Annotated in this window: 23 protein-coding genes; 9 read left to right on the forward strand and 14 right to left on the reverse strand. The window is 64.6% G+C overall.

What is annotated here, in order from left to right:
• The coding region (locus ACO41U_RS00005) for a Synerg-CTERM sorting domain-containing protein (protein WP_485940965.1) at positions 1–799 on the forward strand (799 nt) is incomplete at its 5' end.
• Between the two features lie 325 nt (positions 800–1124).
• Here ACO41U_RS00005 and ACO41U_RS00010 read toward each other — a convergent pair.
• The 11 genes from ACO41U_RS00010 to aroF all read right to left on the reverse strand — a co-directional run bounded on the left by ACO41U_RS00010 (position 1125) and on the right by aroF (position 11347).
• Positions 1125–1994, reverse strand: a complete 870-nt coding sequence (locus tag ACO41U_RS00010) for an Rpn family recombination-promoting nuclease/putative transposase (protein WP_485940966.1) — start codon at positions 1992–1994, stop codon at positions 1125–1127.
• 216 nt (positions 1995–2210) lie between these two features.
• Complete coding sequence (locus ACO41U_RS00015; RefSeq protein WP_485940967.1) at positions 2211–2474, reverse strand: Txe/YoeB family addiction module toxin; 264 nt, start codon at positions 2472–2474, stop codon at positions 2211–2213.
• Positions 2474–2722 (reverse strand): type II toxin-antitoxin system Phd/YefM family antitoxin, encoded by a 249-nt coding sequence (locus ACO41U_RS00020; protein WP_298781678.1) that lies wholly within the window; start codon positions 2720–2722, stop codon positions 2474–2476. The genes ACO41U_RS00015 and ACO41U_RS00020 overlap by 1 nt, the downstream gene beginning before the upstream one ends.
• 463 nt (positions 2723–3185) lie before the next feature.
• Positions 3186–3629 carry a type II 3-dehydroquinate dehydratase gene (gene aroQ, locus ACO41U_RS00025; protein WP_485940968.1) on the reverse strand — a complete coding sequence of 148 codons (444 nt, stop codon included), beginning with the start codon at positions 3627–3629 and terminating at the stop codon, positions 3186–3188.
• On the reverse strand, positions 3610–4848 hold the full coding sequence (locus ACO41U_RS00030; RefSeq protein WP_485940969.1) for a shikimate kinase: 1239 nt from the start codon (positions 4846–4848) through the stop codon (positions 3610–3612). The genes aroQ and ACO41U_RS00030 overlap by 20 nt, the downstream gene beginning before the upstream one ends.
• A 2-nt stretch (positions 4849–4850) precedes the next feature.
• A complete protein-coding gene (locus tag ACO41U_RS00035) occupies positions 4851–5987 on the reverse strand; it encodes a bifunctional chorismate mutase/prephenate dehydratase (RefSeq protein ID WP_485940970.1) in 1137 nt (378 codons plus the stop codon).
• A 27-nt stretch (positions 5988–6014) separates the two neighbouring features.
• Positions 6015–7142: a chorismate synthase gene (gene aroC, locus ACO41U_RS00040; protein WP_485940971.1), complete on the reverse strand. Its 1128-nt coding sequence runs from the start codon at positions 7140–7142 to the stop codon at positions 6015–6017.
• Positions 7132–8418 (reverse strand): 3-phosphoshikimate 1-carboxyvinyltransferase, encoded by a 1287-nt coding sequence (gene aroA, locus ACO41U_RS00045; protein WP_485940972.1) that lies wholly within the window; start codon positions 8416–8418, stop codon positions 7132–7134. The genes aroC and aroA overlap by 11 nt, the downstream gene beginning before the upstream one ends.
• The gene (gene aroB / locus ACO41U_RS00050; protein ID WP_485940973.1) at positions 8415–9494 is read right to left on the reverse strand and encodes a 3-dehydroquinate synthase; all 1080 of its coding nucleotides are present in this window, start codon (positions 9492–9494) and stop codon (positions 8415–8417) included. Before aroB ends, aroA begins: the two co-directional genes overlap by 4 nt.
• Positions 9495–10331, reverse strand: coding sequence for a prephenate dehydrogenase (locus tag ACO41U_RS00055; protein ID WP_485940974.1), 837 nt, complete (start codon positions 10329–10331; stop codon positions 9495–9497). It abuts the gene before it with no gap.
• Entirely contained in the window at positions 10328–11347 is a 1020-nt protein-coding gene (aroF, locus tag ACO41U_RS00060) for a 3-deoxy-7-phosphoheptulonate synthase (protein WP_298781656.1), read from the reverse strand. The genes ACO41U_RS00055 and aroF overlap by 4 nt, the downstream gene beginning before the upstream one ends.
• A 528-nt stretch (positions 11348–11875) precedes the next feature.
• Between aroF and ACO41U_RS00065 the strand changes: the two genes are divergently transcribed.
• From ACO41U_RS00065 to fusA, 5 genes are all read left to right on the forward strand, one after another.
• Positions 11876–12787 carry a DUF4198 domain-containing protein gene (locus ACO41U_RS00065; RefSeq protein WP_485940975.1) on the forward strand — a complete coding sequence of 304 codons (912 nt, stop codon included), beginning with the start codon at positions 11876–11878 and terminating at the stop codon, positions 12785–12787.
• Positions 12788–13072: 285 nt separating this feature from the next.
• Complete coding sequence (gene gatC, locus ACO41U_RS00070) at positions 13073–13363, forward strand: Asp-tRNA(Asn)/Glu-tRNA(Gln) amidotransferase subunit GatC (protein WP_485940976.1); 291 nt, start codon at positions 13073–13075, stop codon at positions 13361–13363.
• A gap of 2 nt (positions 13364–13365) precedes the next feature.
• Positions 13366–14829, forward strand: coding sequence for an Asp-tRNA(Asn)/Glu-tRNA(Gln) amidotransferase subunit GatA (gene gatA, locus ACO41U_RS00075; RefSeq protein WP_485940977.1), 1464 nt, complete (start codon positions 13366–13368; stop codon positions 14827–14829).
• Between the two features lies 1 nt (position 14830).
• Positions 14831–16321, forward strand: coding sequence for an Asp-tRNA(Asn)/Glu-tRNA(Gln) amidotransferase subunit GatB (gene gatB, locus ACO41U_RS00080; protein WP_485940978.1), 1491 nt, complete (start codon positions 14831–14833; stop codon positions 16319–16321).
• Between the two features lie 87 nt (positions 16322–16408).
• Entirely contained in the window at positions 16409–18505 is a 2097-nt protein-coding gene (gene fusA / locus ACO41U_RS00085) for an elongation factor G (RefSeq protein WP_485940979.1), read from the forward strand.
• Between the two features lie 91 nt (positions 18506–18596).
• Here fusA and ACO41U_RS00090 read toward each other — a convergent pair whose 3' ends face one another.
• From ACO41U_RS00090 to cobS, 3 genes are all read right to left on the reverse strand, one after another.
• Entirely contained in the window at positions 18597–19385 is a 789-nt protein-coding gene (locus tag ACO41U_RS00090; RefSeq protein ID WP_485940980.1) for an HAD hydrolase family protein, read from the reverse strand.
• A gap of 184 nt (positions 19386–19569) precedes the next feature.
• Complete coding sequence (locus ACO41U_RS00095; protein ID WP_298781644.1) at positions 19570–19965, reverse strand: bifunctional adenosylcobinamide kinase/adenosylcobinamide-phosphate guanylyltransferase; 396 nt, start codon at positions 19963–19965, stop codon at positions 19570–19572.
• Entirely contained in the window at positions 19962–20726 is a 765-nt protein-coding gene (gene cobS, locus ACO41U_RS00100; RefSeq protein WP_485940981.1) for an adenosylcobinamide-GDP ribazoletransferase, read from the reverse strand. Before cobS ends, ACO41U_RS00095 begins: the two co-directional genes overlap by 4 nt.
• Before the next feature lie 117 nt (positions 20727–20843).
• Here cobS and ACO41U_RS00105 point away from each other — a divergent pair, with 117 nt between their 5' ends.
• The 3 genes from ACO41U_RS00105 (at position 20844) to ACO41U_RS00115 (ending at position 23809) form a co-directional block, all read left to right on the forward strand.
• Positions 20844–21440 (forward strand): bifunctional adenosylcobinamide kinase/adenosylcobinamide-phosphate guanylyltransferase, encoded by a 597-nt coding sequence (locus tag ACO41U_RS00105; RefSeq protein WP_485940982.1) that lies wholly within the window; start codon positions 20844–20846, stop codon positions 21438–21440.
• A gap of 246 nt (positions 21441–21686) precedes the next feature.
• The gene (locus tag ACO41U_RS00110; RefSeq protein ID WP_485940983.1) at positions 21687–22379 is read left to right on the forward strand and encodes a ComEA family DNA-binding protein; all 693 of its coding nucleotides are present in this window, start codon (positions 21687–21689) and stop codon (positions 22377–22379) included.
• Between the two features lie 11 nt (positions 22380–22390).
• The gene (locus ACO41U_RS00115; RefSeq protein ID WP_485940984.1) at positions 22391–23809 is read left to right on the forward strand and encodes a ComEC/Rec2 family competence protein; all 1419 of its coding nucleotides are present in this window, start codon (positions 22391–22393) and stop codon (positions 23807–23809) included.
• Positions 23810–23832: the final 23 nt, after the last annotated feature.

Genomic DNA, 23832 nt, shown 5'->3' on the forward strand with positions numbered 1-23832 from the left:
CTGGAACGCCGATATGATCCTGGGAGATAGGCCGGAGAATGATCCCGATTATAAGGACCCTAGGAATGGCTCTGAGAAGGGCGCGGTTTTTGAGGTCATGCTGCCGTCCGGCTTCACGACCGGGACCCTGAGGGTGAAAGCCACAAACAAAGAAGGAGGAAATTTCCTGGGCTTTGTCGACGTCCCGCTGGAGCGCACCACGCCGGGTGGCGGCGGCAGTGGCGGTGGTGGTGGTGGCGGTACGCCTGGTACGCCCGGTACGCCCGCGGCCCCGAGCATCGATCCGAACAGCTGGGAGACAACGGCCATCGGCGAGCCGGACGCTCAGGGGAATGTGACCGTCCAGCTCGCGGCGACGCTGAGGCTCGAGGGGACGCCGAAGTCCATGGATGTGGTCGCCTCCGGGATGAAGGAGAAGCCGAAGGCCGAGCTGCTGGATGGCAGCGGCAAGGTCGTCGTGACGTCCTCCGTCCCCACGGTCAGCGCGACCGCCAGAACCTACAGGCTGAGGCTGACGTGCAGGACCACGAAGGCCGACATCGACTCGGGCAGGGCGGCGATCGAGAAAGTGCTTTTGACGACGGACGACGGCAAGGTCCATACGATCACGGTGAACAAGAAGCTGAAGGATATCGCCAAGCCGGGCGGTAACCCCGGACAGCCCGGTAACCCCGGAACCCCCGGGCAGCCCGATAACCCCGGGGGGACCAAGAGCAGCTCCGGCGGCGGGTGCGACGCGGGCCTGGACTCGGTGGCGTTGCTGGCTCTCCTTCCCCTCTGCATCCGGCGTCGGCGCTGAGCCGCTGCGCAGGATAGACGCGACAAACGCGCGGCCCCGTATCGGGGGCCGCGCGTTTACTGCATCCTACCAATAACTATGTCGCGCTTAACATGGTCTTGCCTCCCCTGATGAAGCCCCTAAGCTCGAAAACGCAAATCAAAGATTTGCTTTCTCGCTTATGAAAGGGGAGGTGCCGAACGGAGTGAGGCGGAGGGGTTCAGCCAGACGACACGACTTACGGACGCCGATAGGCGGTCGGCGTCGTGTCGGTCGGCTGTGCCGAAAGAGGACAATTTATTGTCGTCTTTCGGCGTTGGCGGGAGATGTCAGACAGCGGCCAACCTCACGGTTGCCCGCCCCGCAGCGCCTCAACTTCGTCAGGGGAGAGGCCGGTGAAGTCGACGACCTGTTCCAGCGGGACGCCCCGCACCAGCATCCGCCGCGCCGTGGAGGCAATGCCCTTTGCTTCGCCCAATGCAACACCCTTGGCCTCACCCAATGCAATGCCCCTGGCCTCCACCTTATCCAAAACGCTCAACATCGTGACGTCCTCCCCCTTCCTGAACTCGTTCTGCGTATCCTCAAACCGACGGTCCCGCGTCAGCGCGGACATGAGCTTCAGCACCGCGTCCACGTGCTCGATCGTCTGACGCGGGGGCTCGTACTCCTCGTCCCGCCCCATCTGCACAAAGTAGTCCGCTACGATCCTGAAGTCGCTCCGAAACTGCCCCACCTGCTCCGCCGTCAGACGCGGAACCTCAAAGACGTTGACCCGGTAGTCGTTCACAAACGGCCTCAGCCCCTCGGCCACGGAAACCCGCTCGAACAGCGTCCGCGGCCCCGTCCACGGCGCCTCCCCAAAGTAGAGGACCAGCGTCACCACCGGGTACAGCCCCTTGTCCGCCGACAACTGGCCCCGGTAGTCCGCCCCCTCGTAACCCAGCACCCGAAGCGGCATGTCCCGGTCCACCGCGGTCTGGTTCTCGAACCCGATCAGGGAGATCACGGCCCCCGCGGAAACCCACAGCTTGGAAACGTCCCGCTCCTGCTCGTGGAGCTTTCCGTCCGCCTTGTAGAGCGTGCGGGCCCGTGCGTCCTGAAGGTCCTCCGGCTTCACACGCCGTTCGCCATTGAAGAGCAGAACATTCACGATGTCCGCAAAGACGTCGTTGTACCCCTCCAGATGCTTCTCCGTCATGTCCCGCTCGTGCATTTTGCGTTCCCTCCCAAGCCTGACCTCATTATAACAAACAAGCCCCTGCCCTCAAAACCGGAAGAAACAGGGGGATGCTCCGTGCTTGCCTTGCCTCCCCTGTAAGGGGAGGTGCCGAACGGAGTGAGGCGGAGGGGTTGTTCTTCACGCTCAGCAGCCCCCACGGGGCAGCCACCCTCTCGTAGACCTGCCCATTGCTCAGGAGTGTCCTTTTTCTCAAAATTCATAATGCGTCCATAGGCTGATAATCTTTACCGTCTGTTCTTCTTCCAAAACCTCATACACGAGGCGGTGCTTAATATTAATCCGCCGGGAACAGGCTCCTTGCAGATCACCTTGCAGCTTTTCATACGGCGGCGGTGTCTGATATGGATTTTCCCGGATCAGCTCTATCAAAGCCTTTGCCTTGTTCTCCAATTTCGCCGCCTTGATATTTCTTATATCATTGGTTGCTTTCTTTGTGTAAACGATTGAATACATTACCACTGCACTTCATCTTCCGGTAAGCACTCATCCAGTGGAGTTTTCAATCCTTCAATGATTTTTTCTTTCATAGCTGGAATAGACGAAAGGTACAGCGTTTCCATCAGACCGTTGTAATCCTCCTCGCTGATAACAATGGCGTTGCCGTCCTTGGTACTGATATTCACAGGCTCATTAAACTTGATCGTCTGCTCCAACATTCCAAAAATATTTTTTCTGAAATTCGTGATGTTCGTACTAAGCATACTGCTCACCTCCAGTCATGTACATTATAGCGTACATTTTTCGTTTTGTCAGTATTCCGTACACTATTGTGTACATACTTACCTGCCGCACCTCGGAACCCATGCGGTTGACAAAAAGCCGGAGAGGCTTTGCCTTTCAGTCCTGATGGTTCTCGCTGTCGTGCGACGGGGCGTTTTCTGCCCTCTTGAGGGCCTCCAACCGAAAGCAGGTACGCAACAAGACGGTGGCTGTAAAAAGCACGTTTAACAACGTGCCCTGCCTCCCCTGATGAAGCCCCTAAGCTCGATACCACCCTCTTTATTCAAACACAGAGGTGCGCAAACGTAAAGAAACGGGTAGGAAAAGCCGGGCCCTTTGTCATCGGGCCCGGGGCTTTTGTCCTGAATGGAATAGTTGATGGGTTATCTTGAAAGGCGCTTTATTATAGCACATAAAATCAAAATGCAAGGACTCTATGCGGAATTAGTCGGGTTTCCGCATAAATACTGATTGTAGGATATCGACCGCCTCGACGTAGCCTCGCAGCCCCTTGCCCTTGACCGTGGCGATGCAGGCAGCGCGGACGTAGGATATCCTCCTGAAGTCCTCCCGGAGGTCGGGGTCGGAGACGTGGACCTCGACGGCGGGGAGCCCGACGGCCTTCAAGGCGTCCAGTATGGCGACGCTCGTGTGGGTGTAGGCCGCGGGGTTGATGACGATACCGTCAAATCGGCCGGCGGCGTCCTGGATGGCATCGACGATGGCTCCCTCGTGGTTGGATTGGAAGAACTGCGTTTCGATGCCGCGCCGTGCCGCCTCCTCCTCGATCATCGCCGTCAGCTCCCCGTAGGTCGTCCGGCCGTAGATCTCAGGCTCGCGCAGGCCCAGCAGGTTCATGTTGGGACCGTTAACGATCAATATTCTCAAGGAAATCCCTCCAGACCGCCTCCGCGGCGTCACGCGGGGAGGCGTCGTTGACGACGGCTGCGTCCCGAAATCGCCGGTACATCGGCAGGCGCTCCCGGTACATGGAATCGAGGTCCGCGGAGAGCGACAGGGGGCGTCCCCGGCGCTCCAGCAGGGAAGTGTCCCGCTCCAGATGGCAGATGCGCCCGTTCTGATGCAGGGACGGGTAGTTGTTCTCAAAGTCCTTGACGACGCCGCCTCCCGTGACGATGATCCGCCCGCTCTCGCGCCCGGCCTTCGCCGCCGCCTCGCGCTCAAGGCGGCGAAATTCCCCCTCGCCTCCCTCCCTGAAGATGACCTCGATGGACCGGCCCGCCGCCCTGGCGACCTCCTCGTCGAGGTCAACCAGAGGGCGTCCCGTCAAGCGCGCCAGCTCCTGGCCCACGGTCGTCTTGCCGCAGCCCGGCATCCCGATCAGGACGACGTTCATCATCTCGCGCCTCAGCCGGGCTGTGATGCGCTGGACCTCTGCCTCATCATCCCCGCGCCCCGTAAAGAGTTCCTCCGCTGCGGCCGCCTGAGCCACGAGCATCGGCAGGCCGTCCGTAGAGGGGATTCCCAGCTCCTCCGCCCGCATCAGAAGGGCGGTTCGCCGCGGGTTGTAGATCAGGTCGATGACGCCCCGGCACCGGGGGAAGAGGGCGGGGTCCGCGACCCTGTCGCCCGTCCGGGGGTACATGCCGACGGGCGTCGCGTTGATGAGCACCTCCGCGTCCGCGTGACGGCTCAGGTTCCGATAGCTGTCCGGTCCCCTGCGGGAGATGACGGCGACCGACCGGGCGCCCTGTGCCTCCGCCGCGGCCCGTGCCGCGAGGGAGGCCCCGCCGGAGCCGAAGATCACGACCTTGCGCCCCGCCATGGAGATGCCCGCGCGCTCCGCAGCCCAGAGCAGCCCGTAGAGGTCGGTGTTGTGTCCCACCAGTCCCTTGGGGCCCCGCACGATCGTGTTCACGCTGCCGACGCGGCGGGCGCTCTCCGCCAGCTCGTCGCAGAGGGGCATCACGTCGCGCTTGTAGGGGATCGTCACGTTGAGCCCCCCCACGTCCTCCCGCCGAAGGAAGCCCTCAAGCTCCTCCGGCTCAAGCTCGAACAGCCGATACTCCTCGCAGCCAAGCGCCCTGTGGATGGGGACGGACCAGCTATGCCCCAGCGTTCGTCCGATGAGTCCAAAGGCGGGCATGCTCAGACGATCGCGTAGTTTCCCAGGAGGTCGAAGCTGGGGCAGGAGCGCTCCAGGTCCTCCAGCATCGAGAGGACGCCCGCGTCCTGCACGGAGCCGTCCATCTCCAGAAAGAAGATGAACTCGTAATTGCGCCCCACGACGGGGCAGCTCTCCAGCTTGTTCATGTTGACCCCGTGGGCGGCCAGCCTGGAGAGGACGTCGTTCAGCGCGCCGGGGGTGTTCGCACAGGCCAGGATGACGCTCAGGTGGTTCGAACCGGCGTAGATGACGGGCTCCTTCGCGATGCAGATGAAGCGGGTCTGGTTGTTGTCGTTGTCCTGAATGTCCTCCTTCAATGGGGTGAGCCCGTAGAGGGCGGCGCAGTCGGGCGCCGCGATGGCCGCGGCCGTCCGATCCCCGGACTCCGCCACCATCCTGGCTGCGGACGCCGTGTTGGGGTAGGGGATGGCCTCGACGCCCTTGAGGGAGTCCAGGAAGTCCGAGCACTGCCCCAGCGCCTGGGGGTGGGAGTAGACGTTCCTGATCTCGCTGAGCCTGACGCCGGGCTTCGCCATCAGCACGTGGCGTATGAAGAGGCGGGTGCTGCGGACGATGAAGAACTTGCGCTCCCTGAGCAGCTCGTACACCGCTCGCACGGAGCCGTTCAGGCTGTTGTCGATGGGCAGAACGCCGTACTGGCACAGCCCGGACCCCACGGCGTCGAAGACGGCCTTGAACGTCTTCATGTAGAGGATGCGACCCCGCGGCAGCAGCTTGTCGCAGGCGGCCTGGGCGTTGGAGCCCTCCACCCCCTGGCAGGCCACGCTCCCCGTCTTGGGGAACAGGTCCTCGACGCGGGCAACCGCGCGCTCCACAAGGGCGCGTACCTTGGTCGGGCTGGAGAGGAGCTCGTTCTGTCTGGCCTTGGCGAGGCTCATCAGCTTGGAGAAGAAGTAGAAGGAGTACTCCTCCATGTCGCCCGCCCTGTCCATCACCCTTGCCAGCACCTCGCGCTCCCTGGCCCGGTCCTCGATGGGCAGGTGGTGCTCCTCCTTGTACTTCGCCACCTCTCCCATCAGGCTCATGCGCTCCAGAAAGAGGTCCAGCATCCTTTGGTCAAGGTCGTCGATCTTGGTACGAACTTCAGCGATGTCCATGATTTTTCCTCCTATGGCTGTGTTTCATCAATTATGTGTCATTGTCTCGTCCGCAGCCCCCGGCCTCAGGACGGGGGGCTTGTCGTGCAGCAGGTCCAGGAGCACGCAGGCGGTTACGGCCTCGATCACCGGGACGGCTCGATGGGCGATGCAGGGGTCGTGCCGGCCCGTGATGCGGAGCTCCGCCGCCTCGCGCCGCGACAGGCTGATGGTGCGCTGCGGCTGGAAGATCGAGGGCGTGGGCTTGACGGCGACCCGGAGGATCAGGGGCATCCCCGTGGTGATGCCCCCCAGGATGCCGCCCGCGTTGTTGGAGGCGGTCCGAATCGCGCCTCTCTCGTCCACCTCAAAGGGGTCGTTGTCCTGAGAACCTCTCATGCGCGCCGCTGCGAAGCCCGCGCCGAACTCCACGCCCTTGACGGCCGGAACCCCGAACAGGGCGGCCGCCAACCGGTTCTCCACGCCCCCGAACATCGGCTCGCCCAGCCCGGCGGGCAGGCCGATGGCTGCGCACTCCACGACACCCCCTGCGGAGTCCCCCTCGTCCGCGGCCTTCAGGATGGCCTCCTTCATGCGCGCACCGGCCTCCTCGTCGAGGACAGGCATCTCCCGTCCGGCGACGACCGCAAGGAGCTCGGCCGATGGACGGAGGGGGAGGGGAGCATCCGTCTGCCCCGCGGCCTCCGCCAGGTGTGCGCCCACCCAGACGCCCCGTCGCGACAGGATCTGTTTTGCAATGCCGCCCGCGACGCACAGGGGCGCGGTGAGCCGTCCCGAAAAGTGCCCGCCGCCCCGCATGTCCGCCGCGCCGCCCCACTTCGCCCACGCCGTGTAATCGGCGTGCCCGGGGCGGGGCGTGTCCGACAACTTTCCGTAGTCCTCCGAGCGCGCGTCCGCGTTCTCGATCATGGCGCAGAGCGGGGAGCCGCAGGTCCTGCCCTCCCGAACGCCCGACAGGATGAGGGGCCGGTCCGCCTCGCTTCGCGCCGTCGACAGGCGAGACTTCCCCGGGCGCCGGCGCTCCATGAAGGCCGCCAGCTCCTCCATGTCGATGGGTTCGCCCGCCGGCAGCCCGTCGATCAGGATCCCAATGGCCCGCCCATGGGACTGTCCAAAGACGCTGAAGCGGATGTTGACGCCGAACTCAGAGGACATGGACATCGCCTCCCAACCGTGCGTAGTCTTCAAAGAAGGCCGGGTAGGACTTGGAACAGGCCTCCGCGTCCGTGACGGTCACGCCCTGAGGGCAGCGCGAGGCCGCGACGGCCGCAGCCATGACGATGCGGTGGTCGTGAAAGCCCTCCGCGGTCCCTCCGACCAGCCCGCCGCCGTGGACGATGAGCCCGTCGCCCTCCGGCGTCTCTTCCGCGCGGCCGCCAAGGGAGCGAATGAGCGAGAGCGTCGAGGCGATGCGGTCGCTCTCCTTGAGCCGGAGCCGCCCGCCGTTGACGAAGGCCGTCCTGCCGCTGGCCCACGCCGCCGTCGCAGCGAGGACCGGCAGGAGGTCGGGGGTCGCATCGACATCGAGGGGATGGTCCTCCAGTCCCCGAAGGGAGCCGGGGCCCACCGTGACCGCGCCTTTCCGCAGGCTCACCTCCGCTCCGAACGCCTTGAGGAAGTCCAGCATCCTCCGATCCCCTTGGGGGGAGGCGGGGTCGAGGCCCCGAACGGTTATGGGGCCGGTCAAGGCCCCGGCCGCCAACAAGAACGCCGCGCCGGACCAGTCGCCTTCGACCTCCAGATCACCGGGGGAGCGGAACGGCTGAGGCCCCGAAAGCTGAAAGCGCCGGGGGAGCCCCGTGCCTCCGCCCTCCTCGCTGGGCCGGACTCCGAAGCGGCGCAGCGCCGTCAGCGTGATGTCCAGGTAGGCGGCGGAGCGTAGGGGCGGGTGGACGGTTAGGAGGTTGTCGCCGTCGAGCAGAGGAAGGGTCAGGAGGAGCCCCGTGACGTACTGGGAGCTGACGTCGCCCGGCAGGTCGAAGGCGCCGCCCTGAAGGCGGCCAGAGGTCTTGAACGGCAGGTGGTCTGCGTTGAAGGACACGCCGTGCTGGGCCATGGCGGCCTGGAGCGCGCCGATGGGGCGCTCCGGCAGGCGTCCGCTGCCGGTGAAGCGCACTTCCCCGGCCAGGGCCGTCGCCACGGGCAGCAGGAACCGCAGCGTCGATCCGCTCTCCCGGCAGTCCAGTAGGGGGCTGTCGGGAACGTGCCGGATGGGAGTGACGACGAGGGCGCCCTCCTCTTGGAGGACTTCGGCGCCGAGGCTCTGCAGACAGTCCGCCGTGGCCTCGATGTCCTCTGAGGTGCCGTTGAGCCTCAGGCGCGTCGGCCGGTCGGAGAGGGCAGCGCAGATCAGGAGGCGATGGGCCTCCGACTTGGACGCCGGAGCGGTGATGGTCCCGGCTAGAGGACGCGGGCGGATGAGGACCCTCATTCCGATTCACCCGATTCGGCGAGGCCGTCGGCGATGACGCCGGGGAGCTCGTCGATCCCCACCCGGCGCAGCTCGCAGACGCCGACCTCCTTCGGGGTGATCAGAGTGATGTCACCGCCGGAGCGCTTCTTGTCGGAGAGCGCCGCGCGGGCCAGGGCCTCGGCCGAGAAGTCCGTGGTCGCGGGCAGGCGGTTCCTGATGAGCGTCCTCTCGATGCGGTGGGCCACCTGCTGAGCGCACCAGCCCCGCCTTGCCGAGGCGCGTGCGATGATCGCGAGGCCTGCGGCCACGGCCAGTCCATGAGGGATGGAAAAGTCGGAGCACCGCTCGATGGCGTGTCCCACCGTGTGCCCCAGATTCAGCAGCCTGCGCTCGCCCTGCTCGCGCTCGTCGCGCTCCACCACGGCCGCCTTGTACCGAACGCAGTGCAGAATGACGTCCGTAAGGCGGTCCCGCGGCGTGGCCTCCTCCTCGAAGAGCCGGAAAAGGGGCTCGTCGCCCAGGACCCCGACCTTGATGGCCTCGGCGGCCCCGCACCGATACTCCCGGTCCGGCAGGGAGGTCAGGCAGTCCGTGTCGCACAGCACGAGGGAAGGTTGATGAAACACCCCCGCCAGGTTCTTACCGGCGCTCAGGTCCACGGCGGTCTTGCCCCCGACGGAGGAGTCCACGGCGGCGAGCAGCGTCGTGGGGACCTGGACGAGGGGGATGCCCCGCATGTAGCACCCCGCGGCGAAGCCTGCCAGGTCGCCGATGACGCCCCCGCCCAACGCGATGACGACGTCCGTGCGGCTCATGCCCTCACGGGCCATCGCCTCGAGCAGCTCGCCGAAGGAGGAGAGGTTCTTGACGGCCTCCCCGGCGGGGAGGGCAAGGGAGGCGTGCGTGAATCCGGCGTTGGCCAGGCTGTCGAGGCAGGCTCTCAGGTAGAGGGGGCCGACGTTGGCGTCCGTCGCAACGAAGGCCCTGCGGGGTCCCAGCGCCCGCGCGATCCTCTCCCCGCAGCGCCGCAGGAGCCCCGCCCCGACCTCGACGTCGTACCCTGACCCCACGTTGACCCTGACGACGGCGGGCATTCAGTTCCCTCCCGCCTGGGCCTTTTTCTCCCGACCTTCCTTCAAGAGAGCTCTGAGGCGTGTGGCGTCGTCCGACTTCAGAGCGTCGAGGTATCCGTTTAAGTTGTCGATCAGGGTTTCGATCTGGCCGACGAGAAAGTCCCGATTGTCCATGAGGAGCTCCGTCCAGAGGGTTTCGTCGAGGCGCGCCACGCGGGTCATGTCCCGGAAGCTGCCGGCGGAGAACCCCCGGCGTTCGAGGGCCTCCGGAGAGCGGATGTAGGCGCTCGACACCACGTGGGCCAGTTGGGAGGTGTAGGCGATGATCCGGTCGTGCTCCTCCGGGGTCGTGAAGGTGAGGGAGGCGAAGCCGACGTCCGTGAAGAAGGCCTTGAGTCGGTCGAGGAGCTGGATGTCCGTGTCCGATCCCTTCATGAGGATCATCGAGCTGCCGGCGAAGAGGTCCGGCTGAGCGTTGACGAACCCGCTGCGCTCCAGGCCCGCCATGGGATGCCCTCCGACGTAGGTGAAGCCGTGCTGGCGCGCCAGTGGCGCGAGCTCCCGGCAGACGGCCCGCTTGATCCCGCACAGGTCGATCACGACGGTCTTGCGGGCGATCCCTTTCGCGTGCTCCTGCACCCAGCCGACGACGGACCGGGGCGCCAGGGCCAGCAGGAGGAGGTCGCAGTCGGCGAGGTTTTCATCCGTCAGAGGCCCGTCAATGGCCCCGCACAGGCGGGCCAGCGTCATGGTTTCACTGTCGATGTCCGCCCCCCATACGGCGTGGAGCGTGCGCGTCTTGACGCTTTTCGCCATGGAGCCGCCGATGAGCCCCAGGCCGACGATCCCGACGTTCATGCCGTCCTCTCCATGTCCTGTACGGCGGTGTGAAGGGCCTTGAGCTGTTTCGCCAGCCGGTCGAAGACCTCGGGGCGCAGGGACTGGCTTCCGTCGCAGAGGGCGTGCTGCGGGTCGTTGTGGACCTCGATGATGAGGCCGTCGGCTCCGGCTGCCACGGCGGCGAGGGCCATCGGGGGGACGAGGTTGGCCTTGCCCGTGGCGTGGCTTGGGTCCACGATGATGGGGAGGTGGCTCTGCTGCCGCAGGACGGGAATGGCGGAGAGGTCCAGCGTGTTGCGCGTTGCGGTCTCGAAGGTTCGGATGCCACGCTCGCAGAGGATCACTTTCTCGTTGCCCTCGCTCATGACGTACTCCGCACTCATCAGGAGCTCCTCGATGGTGCCGGACATGCCGCGCTTCAGCAGGATGGGCTTGTCCTGCTTGCCCAGTTCCTTCAGAAGGTTGAAGTTCTGCATGTTGCGCGCTCCGACCTGGATGACGTCCACGTCGTCGAAGTACTCGAGCTGGTGGACCTCCATCAGCTCGGTGACGATAGGCAGCCCCGTGGCCTTTTTGGCGAGGCTCAAAAGGCGAAGGCCCTCGACGCCCTTGCCCTGAAAGGAGTAGGGCGAGGTGCGCGGCTTGAAGGCGCCGCCGCGGAGCATCGTCGCGCCGCTCTCCTTCACGGCCTGGGCCACGGCCAGAATCTGCTCCTCGCTCTCGACGGAGCAGGGCCCCGCCATGATGGTTAGGGTCCCGCCGCCGATCTGGCGGCCTGCGACCTCGATGATGGTGTCCTTGGGGTGGAATTTGCGGTTAGCCTTCTTGTAGGGCTCCTGAACGCGCCGCACGCTCTCGACGATGTCGAGCGCAGCGATGAGGTCGATGTCCATCGAGGCCGTGTCGCCCACAAGCCCCAGCACGATGTGGGACTCGCCCGTGCTGGTGTGAACCTGAAGCCCCTTCTCCCGAAGCCACGCGACGAGGCTCTCAAGCTGTGCCGGATCCGGATCTTTTTTCAGAATGATGATCATGACGACTACCTCCATAGTTTGATATAAGAAACGAAAACGCCCCCGCAGCGTTTCATGGCTGCCGGGAGCGTTCTTGATGCCGCAACGAAGAGGGTGCGTTAGAGAGCTTCACTCCCAGCCAAGCGCAAATTGGGCCTGCCGTAATAATAGGCAAAGCCGAAAAAGCAATAGCTAAAGCGCTTGACCGCGGTAAGACGCATCTCAAAAGACCTCGATTCCAGGTTCCAAAAGCCCGCACGGCCTGTCGGCCGCAAACTCAGACCCTCCTCTTTAAGTAAAAGAGGCTCGCCAAACGATGCTGCAAATCATTACACAAGCATAACAGAAAGTCAAGCTAAAATTTGGGAAAAATTCCGCCGCTTGACGCAGAAATTTTTTGTTGTAAACTTTTGTACATAAATATTAACTTAGGTTACTTCGAATAAACTTTTGGAAGGGTATAATGTAATTATTGGGAAGAAAAAGGTCGTTGAATTCCCTGTGAAAAGGGGATTCTTTAATATCCAAATTGAAGGAGCAGTGAGTATCTTGAGGCGTAACTGGTTTTTAGCAGCGGTATTTTCTGTGGTTTTTTCCCTGTACGGGGCCGTGTCGGCCGAGGCGCATTTCTTCTCCATAATCCCCGACACGAGCGTTCATTCTGTAGCGGTCGGAAGATCTTATACGGCCAAGCTCTCCTTTACGGAAGAGTTTTTGAAGGTGCAGGCCGGAGCGGCGCATCTGCACTTGGGGTCCGATATCTTTTCAGCCCGGTTCCTTTACGCGGATGGGACCTCTGAGTCCTTTCCGGAGTTCAAGGACTACGACGACCCGGGGGCTGTCATTGAGAAAGGGACGGATTCTCACGTTTCGCAGGCAACGTTGAAGAAAGAGGGAACGGTGATCCTGGACGCGAGGGTGAACGACGTCACTTACGCGCCTTCTCCCCAAATGAAGATGCACTACTGGGGTTATTCGAAGCAGATTCTGAACGCAAAGGCCGATGGCCTCTCCACCCGGGCGGCAGGCGGCAATGAAGTGCTAGAGATCGTTCCCGTGAGCGAGGTGGCCGAGTTCGCGGCGGGAAAGACGGTGACCTTCAAGGCCCTGTTCAAAGGTCAGCCCCTGAGCGGAGCTAAGGTGGAGTGGGCCGACCAGGCGTCGAAGGTGGTCATCGGCGATGAAGGCCCGACGAACACCACCGAGATTGCGACGACCAGGGCGGACGGAACCTTTGATTTCACTCTGAAGAACGCTGGGTACAACTGTTTTGGGATCATGCGTGGCATGCCCCCTGCGGGAACGGATCGGAAGGCCGATTATTACGCCTCGACCCTGATCGTGGACGTCCCCGGAGCTTCGACTGACTCCGAGAATAAACGGAACAGCGGCTGCAACGCAGGGCTGGGCGGTTTTTCGCTGGTTCTGGGAGCGGCATTGTTGCTGAAGCGAAGGGCTTGAGTTTTCATCGCTCCACCACGCCCCTTATTTGACATAGGGTAAAGAGAGCCGACTGAAAGGCCTGAAGCGTAACGACGCGTAGAAAATGGGGTTGCCGATTTCGGGCAGCCCCTTTGTTTTCCCGAAGGGGGTTTGCCCTTGCCGGGGCTTGGGCCCGGTGATGTTTGTCTTGAAAGAAAGCCCCTAACTGCTATAATTTCATAATGTGTGCATAATTCGGCGGCCGAAGCGAGGGCACGGCCGCGGATTTTGAATCTTTCAGAAAGAGTGAGAGGAAGTGCGGCGATGAAGTTGAGCAGTGACGAAGTGCGCGATATCGCCCTGGAGGCCCGCCTGATTCTGACGGAGGGTGAGCTGGCCGCAGCCGTGGGCTACATCAACGACTTTCTGGACATGTTGGATCGCTTTAAGGAGCTGGACCTCAAGGACGTGGAGCCCTTCTGCTTCGCTGAAACGATGGAGTGTCCGCTGCGGGACGACGTCCTGAAGCCCTTTGGGGACCGGGATGTGATCCTGCGCGAGAGCGCGCACGTGGAGCGGGACTACTTCAAGGTCCCCCGCATTATGGAGGATTGATCATGGAGCTCTTTGAGTTGAACCTGCGGGACGCCGCCGAGGGCGTCCGCACGAAGAAGTTTTCCGCGCTGGAGCTCTTTGACGCCTGTTTTGCCCGTGCCGTTTCCTGCGAGCCGAAGCTTGCGGCCCTCATCACGTTGACGGAGGAGGAGGGCCGCAGGAGGGCAGCGGAGATCGACGCCCGGATCGCGCGCGGGGAGGACGTCGGCCCATTGGGCGGCGTTCCCTTCGTGCTGAAGGACAACCTCTGCACGAAGGGCGTGCGGACCACGGCCGCCAGCAAGATTCTGGGCGATTGGCGCCCGCCGTACGACGCGACGGTCTGGTCCCTCCTGCAGGGGGCGGGAGCGGTCCTGCTGGGCAAGGCCAACATGGACGAGTTCGCCATGGGGAACACCTGCGGCAATTCCGCCTTCGGCCCCTCGAAGAACCCCTGGGACGTGACGCACGTTCCGGGGGGCAGTTCGGGCGGCAGCGCAGCGGCCGTCGCGGCGGCCTACGTCCCCTGCGCGCTGGGCAGCGACACGGGCGGTTCCATCCGTCAACCGGCTTCCTACTGCGGCGTCTACGGGCTCAAGCCGACCTACGGCATGGTGAGCCGCTACGGCGTCATCTCCTACGGCTCCTCGTTGGACCAGGTGGGGCCCCTCGCCCGGACGGTGTCGGACCTGCAGCTCGCGATGGCGGTCCTGGCGCACTACGACCCCATGGACTCCAGCAGCGTCCCCGGAAAGTCCTTTGACTTCACGCCCCACAAAATGGACCTGAAAGGGAAGCGGGTGGCGTTGGTGAAGGAGTTTCAGGCCTTCACCCTGGAGGCCCCCATCGCGGACGCCATGGCGCGCGTTCGCAGGCTCCTGGAGAACGCCGGGGCCGATATCCTGGAGGTGGGGCTCCCCACCGTCGCCCGCTATGCGGTGTCCTGCTACTACGCACTGGCCATGTCCGAGGCCCACACGAACCTCGAACGCTACGACGGCATCCGTTACGGCTACACGGTGGACGACGCGGTCGGCAGCAAGGAGATGTTCGAGGCCGTGCGCTCCGCGGGATTCGGCAGCGAGGTGAAGTCGCGCATCATCGCCGGCACCTGCCTTACGGAGCCCACACGCTGCAATGAGTACTACGTCGCGGCGACGAAGGTGCGCACGCTGATCGCACGGGAGTTCGCAAAGGCTTTCGAGAGCGCCGATTTCATCCTTCAGCCCGTCACGCCGCTGCTTGCGCCGAAGATCGGGGAAACGGACCGGGACAAGATGAAGGGCTACGAGTCGGACCTCTACACCCTGCCCGTGAACCTGGCGGGGCTGCCGGGGCTCTCCTTCTTCGTGGAGCACGCGGCTTCAGGACTGCCCGTCGGGCTGCAGCTGATCGGCGCCCGCTGGAGCGACCCCGACCTGCTGAACGCGGGGCTGACGCTGGAGGAGTGCCTTGGCTCTCCCTCCATCGCGCGGGGAGGGCTCTGATATGTCCGGGAAGGATGAGAACATGAACAGCGAACTGACGTTTACGCCCGTTATCGGCATCGAAATCCACATTCAGCTCAAGACGGACACCAAGATCTTCTGCGGCTGCTCCACGGACACCGGCGCGGACCCCAACACGAACATCTGTCCCATCTGCATGGGGCTTCCCGGCGCGCTGCCGCGCCTGAACGCCAGGGTGGTGCAGCAGGGCATGCTGGCGGGCCTGGCGCTGCACTGCACGATCCAGCCCCAGTCGCTCTTCTTCCGCAAGTCCTACTTCTATCCCGACCTGCCGAAAGGCTACCAGACGAGCCAGTGCGACCTCCCCATCGTGACCACGGGATACATCGAGGTCCACGACGACGAGGGGAAGCTCAAGAAAATCCGGGTCCACCACCTTCACCTTGAGGAGGACGTGGGCCGCCTCCACCACAGCGCGGCCGACGGGCGTCTGGAAGGCGCGGCGACGTCCTACGTGGACTACAACCGTTCCGGGCTACCGCTGGCTGAGATCGTGTCCGAGCCGGACGTTTCCTCGGCGCGGGAGGCGGTGGAATACGTGACGACGCTTCGCCGCCGCGTGCGCTACTCCGGGGCCTCGGACGTGGACTTGGAGAAGGGCATGATGCGCTTTGACGCGAACGTTTCCATGAAGTGCTCCGACGGACGTTGGGGGAAGAAGGTCGAGGTCAAGAACATGAACTCCTTCCACGCGCTGGAGCGCGCCATCGAGTACGAGATCAAGCGCCAGAAGAAGGTCATGCTCCAGGGCGGACAGGTGCTTCAGGAAACGCGCCACTGGAACGACGCCAAGGGCGTGACCACGGCGTCGCGCTCCAAGGAGTTCTACCGCAAGTTCATCGTCGATCCGGACCTGCCCCCCCTCGTCGTTTCGAAGGAGTGGGCGGACGAGGTCATCGCGATGATGCCTGAGATGCCCGACGTGAAGGCGGAGCGTTACGTAGAGGAGATGCATATCCCTCCTGAGATCGCGGACGTTCTGACGGATTCCAGGGACCTCGCGGAGTACTTCGAGGCCTGCGTCGCGGCCGGCGCAGCGCCGGTCCGTGCGGCCAACTGGGTTCGGACGGAGGTCCTGCGGACCTTGAACGAGCGGCAGATCGGGCTGGAGGACCTCAAGATCGCCCCCAGGGCACTGGCGGAGCTCGTTCAGCGCGTTGAGGACGGCCGGTTCTCCACGACCCAGGCCAAGGCCGTTTTTGACCGCATGGCGGAAACGGGCACGGCCGTCGACGACGCGGCAAAGGCCTGTGGCGTCACCGAGGGCGGCGTCACGGACGACGCGCTGACGGAGATGATCCGCGCGGTGCTGGAGGCGAACCGTGACGTCGTGGACGTGATCCGGTCGGGCAAGGACACGAAGGGCAAGAAGATGAAGTTCCTCCAGGGCCTGGTCATGAAGGAAGCGAAGGGACAGGCAAATCCGGCTGAGCTGCCCGACAGGATTGCGAAACTGCTTGAGGGACTTTAAGGGATTGACGTCCTGCAAGGGGCGATAGGATAAAGGCCAGCAAGGCTTTATTTTTTAGAAAAACTAAATCGAGGAAGGTGTTGGAGGATGGGAGTACGTAAACCTGAGGACACGAGGAGTTTCGCGCTGGTAGCCCATGGCGGCGCAGGAAAGACCTCATTGGCCGAGGCGATGCTTTTCGACAATGGGCAGGTCACACGCATGGGCTCTGTACAGACGGGCAACACGGTCAGTGACTTCCAGCCTGAGGAGCAGAAACGCCAAATCTCAATCAGCACCTCCCTCCTGACGATGGAGCGGAACGGAAAGACGTTCTTCGTCTTGGACGCACCGGGCTATGCCGACTTCGCGGGGGAGATGAGCGCCGCCATTCGCGTCGCCGACACCGCCGTGATCCTGGTCAGCTCGGTGGGCGGCATCGAGGTCCAGACGGGGCGCGCCTGGGAGTACGCCGGGAATCAGGGCGTGCCCGTCGCCTTCTACATCTCGAAGATGGACCGGGAGAACGCGGATTTCGAGAAGGTCCTCGCGGACATCCATGAGCAGTTCTCGCCGAACGCCCTGCCGGTCTTCCTGCCCATCGGTTCGGCGGACAAACTCAGCGGCATCGTTGACGTCCTGAAGGGGAAGGCCTACAAGTACCCGTTGGACGGCAGCGGAAAGTTTACCGAAGAACCCATCCCCGCCGACATGGCCGACGCCGCAAAGGCGGCAAGGGAGGCGCTGTTGGAGGCCGCCGTCGAGATGGACGACGCCTTGATGGAGAAGTACCTGGACGAGGGGGAGGGGGCCGTGTCCGAGGCGGACCTGGCCCGAACGCTGAAGATGGCCATCGTTTCGCGCCGCGTGATGCCCGTCCTGACGGGGTCTGCGACGGCAAACGTCGGGGTGCCGCAGATGCTGGACTTCGTCGCGGATTACTTCCCCTCCCCGGTGGACGTCGGCAGCGTCGAGGCGTATGAGGGCGAGAAGGCGGTCGAGGTGAAGCCGAACCTGGACGACCCGTTTTCGGCCCTCTGCTTCAAGGTCATGGTGGACCCCTACGTCGGCAAACTGTCCTTTATCCGCGTCTACGCCGGCAGGCTTTCCTCCGACGGCAACAACATCTACAACGTCAAGAAGGGCGAGGACGAGCGGATCAGCTCCTTCAAGATGATGTGCGGCAAGGACGGCAGCGACGTCAAGGAGGTCATCGCCGGCGACATCGTGGCCATCCCGAAACTGCAGAGCACGAAGGTGGGGCACACGCTGGGCACGAAGGGCGGAGCGCCGTACCAGTACGCTAAAATCGAGTATCCGGCCCCCGTTTACAGCGTGGCGATCGTGGCCAAGACGAGGGCGGACGAGGATAAGCTGGGGACGGCCATCTCCAAGACGCTGGACGAGGACCGGGGCCTGACGTTCGAGAAGAACCCGGAAACACACGACAACGTCCTCTCCGGGATGGGCGACCTGCACATCGACATCGTCCTGTCCCGCATGAAGGAGCGCTACGGCATCGACCTCGAGACCCAAACGCCCCAGGTGCCCTACCGCGAGACCATTCGCAAGACGGCCGAGGCCCAGGGCAAGCACAAGAAACAGAGCGGCGGCCACGGCCAGTACGGCGACGTCTACATCCGCTACAGCCCGCTGGAGCGCGGCGCGGGCTTCGAGTTCGTGGACAGCGTGGTTGGAGGCGCGGTGCCGCGCAACTTCATCCCGGCGGTGGAGAAGGGGCTCCACGAGTACATGTCGGAGGGACCGCTGGCGGGCTTCCCGGTTGTGGATTTCCGCGCCGAACTCTACGACGGCTCCTATCACGACGTGGACAGCTCCGAGATGTCCTTCAAGCTGGCCACGCGCCTGTCGTTCCGCAAGGGCATCATGGACGCCTCGCCCGTGCTCCTGGAGCCGATCATGAACGTGGAGGTCACGGTCCCCGAACAGTTCATGGGCGACGTCATGGGTGACTTCAACAGCCGCCGCGGTCGCATCATGGGCACGGAGGGCCACGGCAAGTTGCAGGTCGTCAAGGCGCAGGCCCCCATGGCAGAGATGTTCCGTTACGCGATCGTCCTCCGCTCCATGACGTCGGGCGAGGGCAGCTTCGTCATGCAGTACTCCCACTACGAGGAGGTCCCTGCCGACATCGCCAAGAAGGTCATCGCCGCCCACAAGAAGGAAGACGCGGAGGAGAACTGATCCCGCCCGCGGCCTCTGCACCGCAGAGGAGGCCCCGCCGGTTATGCGGCGGGGCCTCCTGTCCTTGACGAAGGGGGGATCGTGCCGTCGGTCAATCCCCGTCCGGAATCAGTTTCAGGTGGCGGCATGCCTTGAGTATGCCGCCGTCGTCGATGTCCTCGGCGACGAAGGAGGCCGCGTCCCTGGCCGCCCGACTAGCCCTCGCGACCGCCACGCCGATCGAGGCGCGGCGCAGCATCTCCACGTCGTTGAGCCCATCCCCAAAGGTGATGACGTCGGAGGCGTCCGTCCTGAAGTGCTCCATGACGCGCTCGATGCCGTTCCACTTCGAAACGCCCGCGGCCCGCATCTCGACGAAGTCGTGCATGGCATCGAGCAGGACGCCTGCAGGCGGCGTGGTGAAGGGGCCGTAATCCCCTCGTAGGGGCGGCCGCACCATCAGGCAGCCCAGGAACGCCCGATCCATCTCCCGCAGGGGACGGACGCAGGCGTACCCCGCCTGAGCCTCAAAGTACGTCCGCCAGTCCTCGCTTTTGTTGTCCGTGTAGATGAAGCAATCGTCCATCGCGGCGACCTCTTCCGGGCGCAGCGCGGCCAGACTGCGGAGGTCGTCGAGGGCAACCGCCGGTAGACAGGTTCGGTGCAGGGTCCTTCCGCCGTTGAGGATGTGGGCGCCGTCCGCGCAGACGAGCAGCTCGATGCCGAGGTCCTTCGCAATGGGGTGGGCGAGGAAGGCCCCGCGCCCCGTCGCGAGGGCGGGAACGTGCCCGTTCGCCTTCAGGAGCCGAAGGGCTTCACGCGTCTCGGGCGGGATGTGGCTCGTCCCCACGTGGCTGAGCAGCGTGTGGTCGATGTCAAAGAAAACGTATTTGCGTTTCATGGGCTCTCCTTCCATGCTCAAAGGGAGCGCGGGGTCATCCGTAAAGCAGTCAAGGCGGCGCCTGACCGTCCCGTGGAGAGGTTCGGCAGCGCTTTCTTGAAAATTGGCGGCTTGCAAAGTTCAAGCCTTCACCGGCTCGCGATGCGGTTGGCGGTCGCAGGCGGCTTGCTCCGCGTCATCGCCGTCACCCCTTAAGGCGAAGGGCCAGCCCGCACCAGACCCTGTCCACGATCGCGGCCTCGTGCGCCAGCATCTGGTAGAGGAACCCCGTTTCGTCGCGCCAGCGCCGCTCCATGGGGTCCGTGGGGACGACGCCGCAGCCGACCTCCGTCCCAATGAGGACGCAGGTCCTGAGGTCCTCCAGGTGAGCCCTGAAGAACTCGCCGGCGTCGGCTCCGGCCGACAGGAGGCGCCGAACCCCCTCCTGCAGGTTGAGGACCCTGTCGGCGGAGGTGAGGAGGGCGAGGTCCGCCGAGGCGAGGTCGCACGGCACGAGGGCGGGGCCGTAGAGGGAGTCTGCGTAGGCGCGTTTTCCCATGTGCCGGCCGCCCAGGATCAGGTGCATCGGCTGTGCGCTCACAGCATCCCCCTCAGGACTAGGAGCATTGCCGTTTCCGAGAGCAGGTTGAGAGCCCCCAGGAGGTCCCCTGCGACGCCCCCGAAGGCCATCAGACAGCAGCGCCGCCACAGGAGGAAGACGGCACACTCCGTCAGGGGGAGGTAGAGCGCCGGCGCACCCGCCGTCCGGAAGTTCCACGCGGCCAGCAGGGCCGCCCCCGCGATCAGATAGATCGAGTGCCGCCTCGTGCGCAGCGCCCCCAGGGTTCTGGCGAGCCCGTCCTCCCGCGCAAAGGGCGTGGCGTTCAGCAGGAGTCCCATGCCGAGCCGCGACCACAGAGGGATGGTACTAAGGAGGAGCAGAAAAGCCCTGGAGGGGAGAGCGGAGAGCAGCTCCGCGAAGGTCGCGGACTGCAGCAACAGGACGGCGGCACAGCCCATGACGGCGAACGACCCCGCGTGGGGGTCGGAGAGGATGTTGAGCCGCGCCTCGCGGTCGCGCCGCGATAGGAGCGCGTCGCACGTGTCCATGAGGCCGTCCATGTGGATGCCTCCCGTCAGAGCCAGCGCGCAGAGCGTCATGACGACCCCGCGCAGCGCAGGGGAGGCGCCCCAGCTTGAAAGGGCGAACGCCAGAAGTCCCCACAGGACTCCCAGAGGAACCCCCACCAGAGGGAACGCGAGGCAGAAAGGCCGCAGGTTGTCCTCCGTCCACTCCGTTGCCGGCACGGGCAGGATGGTGAGGAAGGAGCACGCGAGCAGAAAGGAGCGAAGGATGTCCACGACACACGTCACCTCGATTCAAGGCGTCTTGTCACGGTCGGTCCGCTTCCGCGGCGGACCGCGATACGTCCCCCTATTCTACATGAATTTGACGAAAAACGCTCCGGCGAGGGCCTGATGTTCCTCTTCATCTCGGGCGGCGTGCGCAGCGGAAAGAGCGAGTGGGCGGAGCGGGCCGCGCTGGCGCTGTCGCCGGATGTCCCGCGCGTCTACCTGGCGACGGCCCGCGTGAGCGATGAGGACATGCGACGGCGCGTGGAGCGCCACAGGAGGGCTCGGAGCGGGCGCGGCTTTCTGACGGTCGAACGGGAGCGGGACCTGACGGGCGTCCTGCACTCCATCCCCAGGGGCGCCCTCGTGCTGCTGGAATGCCTCCCCAACTGGGCCGCCAACGAGATGTTCCTGGAGGACGGAAGCGTTCGCGGCGCCCACGAGGTGCGAGGCGAGATCCTGCGCTCCACCCTGGCCCTGAAGGATCGCGTGCGGGACCTCATCGTCGTTTCGGACGACATTTTCTCGGATGGGGTCCGCTACGACGCGGCCGTAGAGGGCTACGTTCGCCTGTTGGGGGAGCTGCACGTGCTGTTGGCAGCCAGGGCGGACGCTGCGGTGGAGTGCGCCTTCGGCATCGCCCGATTCTGGAAGGGGGACGCCTCCCGAATCTTCGACGGCTACGGAATGAAACCTGCCCCAGACGAGCACAATCCTCGATAAACCGCCGCAGCCTGTGATTTGCGAGGCATCACGCTCTGTCATTTTCAACTGGAGGGGCCTGTGAGTTTTCGCGGGTTTGCCCATAGGCTCTTTCGCCGCACCGTGCTCTGGACCTGCGCCGGGTTCCGTGGTATCTTTTATCCTGATTGCTTCAAAGAAGATCGCGGCGAGCGCAAGACGATGACCGCTTTGCTCCACGGTGGGGCACGGGCGGAGAGCCGGACGAATTGGGGAGGAGGGGCGGCAATGTGGCGCGAGCTTTGGAACAGGTACCGCGTCCAGACGATCTCCGTGTTGGGGTTCGCCCTCTTCGCGGTCGTGGGGGCGACGGCTATGCTGTTGCCGTCCGTGAGGGAGCGGCTTGAGCGGCAGGGAGCAGAGGCGCAGCCGGCGCAGGTCCAGCCGCGGGCACCCTCCGGGGGAGAGCCGGAGGCGGGGCGGCAGAGCTCTCAGGAGGCCGTGCCCCAGGCAGAGTGGTACCTCTACATCACGGGGAGCGTGCGAAAGCCCGGAGTCTATAAACTGCCGGCCAACTCGCGGCTCTTTCACTTGGTCGACGCCGCGGGCGGCCTCGACGGCTTCGCGGACCGCGTGGCGGTCAACCTGGCGGAACCCCTTACGGACGGACTTCACGTCCACGTGCCCCGCAAGGGGGAGCGCGTCGCCGAACCCACGCCCCCCATCGTGCCGGTGATACGGCCCAACGTCGTCCTGCACGCTTCGCCCGCCCCCAAGAGGGATGGTCGGATCAACATCAACCGGGCCAGCGCTGCGGAGCTGGAAGCGCTGCGCGGCATCGGGCCCACCCTGGCGCGCCGCATCGTGGAATACCGTCAGGAGCATGGGCCGTTCGCGGCGGTGGAGGACCTCGTCCGGGTGCGGGGCATCGGGGCCGCAAAGCTCAAAGGGCTGATGGAGCAGGCCTCGGTGAACCCTTAACCTCCCCTGAGATGGCCGTCCTCCTTCGCGCGCCCCTCCTTGCGGTCCTGGGTGCCCTCGTCACGGCGACGGCGCTGTTCAGCGCGACGGGCGCCGCAGGCCTCATCCTGCTTTCTCCCCTGTTGGCCGTCGGCCTTGCTCTGTGCACCTACGAGCGGAAGATCGCTTCTCAATGGCCCGCGCTCCTGGTCCTCGCAGGGCTGACGTTCCTCTGCGCCCTGAGGATGTACCTCGTCCTCACGTGCCCGCCCATGCCCTCCCGCTCCGTCAAAACCGTCGGGACCGTTTCGCTGGTCCGGCCATGGGGACGGAGCTTCGCCGCCGTGATCGACACGGCAGAGGGCAGTTTTTTGTTGCGGCTTCACTTTGCCGAGTTGGTGGAGGGAGATCAGGTGAAGGTCGAAGGGGTCACGCGCCGGCTGAAGTCCGCCGGAGTGCGGGACGGCTTCGACGAGGAGCGCTACTGGCGCGCCCGCGGCGTCGTCGCGCGCCTCTCGCCCTCGCGGCTGGAGCCCCTTCCTGCCAAAGGGTGGAGCCTTCACCGCCTGAGGCATCGCCTCTCCCGCGCGCTCGTCATCCACATGCCATCCCTGACGGGGGCGTACCTCAGAGCCGCCTGGCTGGGGGAGCGGGACGAGGCGCTGGGCAGACAGCACCGGGCGTGGGGCACCAGTCACCTTCTGGCCGTGTCGGGTTTCCACGTGGGGATCGTCGTCCTCTGTGCAGCCCTTCTCCTGCCCGGAGGGAAGGGGAACGTGCTCGCCCTGTCCGCGATCCTTTGGGGGTACGTCCTCCTGACCGGCGCCGCGCCCAGCGCGCTGCGGGCGGCTCTGATGCTTCAGGCGGCGTTTCTCGCCCGCGTCCTGGGGCGGCCGGTCAACCCCGTCAACAGCGTGAGCCTTGCGGCGGTGCTCCTGCTGGTGCACTCCCCCTTCCTGTTCTGGGACGTGGGCTGGCGCCTGTCCGTGCTGGCCGCCATGACCATCACGGCGATGGCAGGGTGGGGGCATTTTGCCAAGGTCCGGACGTGGCTGCTCCTGAGCCCGTTGATCGCCCTGGTCACCTTCCCTCAGACCGCCTACACCTTCAAGGGGGTTCCGCTGGTGGGGATTCTGCTGAACTTCGTCGCGCCGACGTTCTTCTCGGCGGGCTTCGTCCTGGCCTCCGCAGGCGCCGCCCTTTGTCTGTTGGGCCTTCCCCTTGCGTCCTGGCTCCTGATGGCGTCGGAGGGCGCCTTTCTCCTCTGGGGTGCCGGAGCGAGCGGGCTGGCGCACCTCGTGCCGGCGTTCGTCCCATGGGGGCCTCTCATCGCCTGGCTGGGGGCCGGAGCGCTCCTCCTTCTGCTGTGCCGCTTCATGCGCCTCACGGCCCTTCGGACGGCGCTCCTCACGACGGGGGGCACGATCGCGTCCTTCCTCATCTTTTTATAACGGTTGTAACTCTTTTTGTGATC

This window comes from Fretibacterium sp. (genome assembly GCF_057312375.1).

Bases quoted from the DNA above. Each gene is read 5' to 3' on its own strand.
- ACO41U_RS00105 (WP_485940982.1), top strand. From the start codon at position 20,844: ATGTTCCTCTTCATCTCGGGCGGCGTGCGCAGCGGAAAGAGCGAGTGG.
- gatB (WP_485940978.1), top strand. From the start codon at position 14,831: ATGTCCGGGAAGGATGAGAACATGAACAGCGAACTGACGTTTACGCCC.
- ACO41U_RS00015 (WP_485940967.1), bottom strand. From the start codon at position 2,474: ATGTATTCAATCGTTTACACAAAGAAAGCAACCAATGATATAAGAAAT.
- ACO41U_RS00030 (WP_485940969.1), bottom strand. From the start codon at position 4,848: ATGCCCGCCTTTGGACTCATCGGACGAACGCTGGGGCATAGCTGGTCC.
- ACO41U_RS00035 (WP_485940970.1), bottom strand. From the start codon at position 5,987: ATGGACATCGCTGAAGTTCGTACCAAGATCGACGACCTTGACCAAAGG.
- gatA (WP_485940977.1), top strand. From the start codon at position 13,366: ATGGAGCTCTTTGAGTTGAACCTGCGGGACGCCGCCGAGGGCGTCCGC.
- aroB (WP_485940973.1), bottom strand. From the start codon at position 9,494: ATGCCCGCCGTCGTCAGGGTCAACGTGGGGTCAGGGTACGACGTCGAG.
- aroA (WP_485940972.1), bottom strand. From the start codon at position 8,418: ATGAGGGTCCTCATCCGCCCGCGTCCTCTAGCCGGGACCATCACCGCT.
- aroF (WP_298781656.1), bottom strand. From the start codon at position 11,347: ATGATCATCATTCTGAAAAAAGATCCGGATCCGGCACAGCTTGAGAGC.
- ACO41U_RS00010 (WP_485940966.1), bottom strand. From the start codon at position 1,994: ATGCACGAGCGGGACATGACGGAGAAGCATCTGGAGGGGTACAACGAC.
- ACO41U_RS00055 (WP_485940974.1), bottom strand. From the start codon at position 10,331: ATGAACGTCGGGATCGTCGGCCTGGGGCTCATCGGCGGCTCCATGGCG.
- fusA (WP_485940979.1), top strand. From the start codon at position 16,409: ATGGGAGTACGTAAACCTGAGGACACGAGGAGTTTCGCGCTGGTAGCC.
- gatC (WP_485940976.1), top strand. From the start codon at position 13,073: ATGAAGTTGAGCAGTGACGAAGTGCGCGATATCGCCCTGGAGGCCCGC.
- ACO41U_RS00115 (WP_485940984.1), top strand. From the start codon at position 22,391: ATGGCCGTCCTCCTTCGCGCGCCCCTCCTTGCGGTCCTGGGTGCCCTC.
- ACO41U_RS00020 (WP_298781678.1), bottom strand. From the start codon at position 2,722: ATGCTTAGTACGAACATCACGAATTTCAGAAAAAATATTTTTGGAATG.
- ACO41U_RS00090 (WP_485940980.1), bottom strand. From the start codon at position 19,385: ATGAAACGCAAATACGTTTTCTTTGACATCGACCACACGCTGCTCAGC.
- aroC (WP_485940971.1), bottom strand. From the start codon at position 7,142: ATGTCCTCTGAGTTCGGCGTCAACATCCGCTTCAGCGTCTTTGGACAG.
- ACO41U_RS00110 (WP_485940983.1), top strand. From the start codon at position 21,687: ATGTGGCGCGAGCTTTGGAACAGGTACCGCGTCCAGACGATCTCCGTG.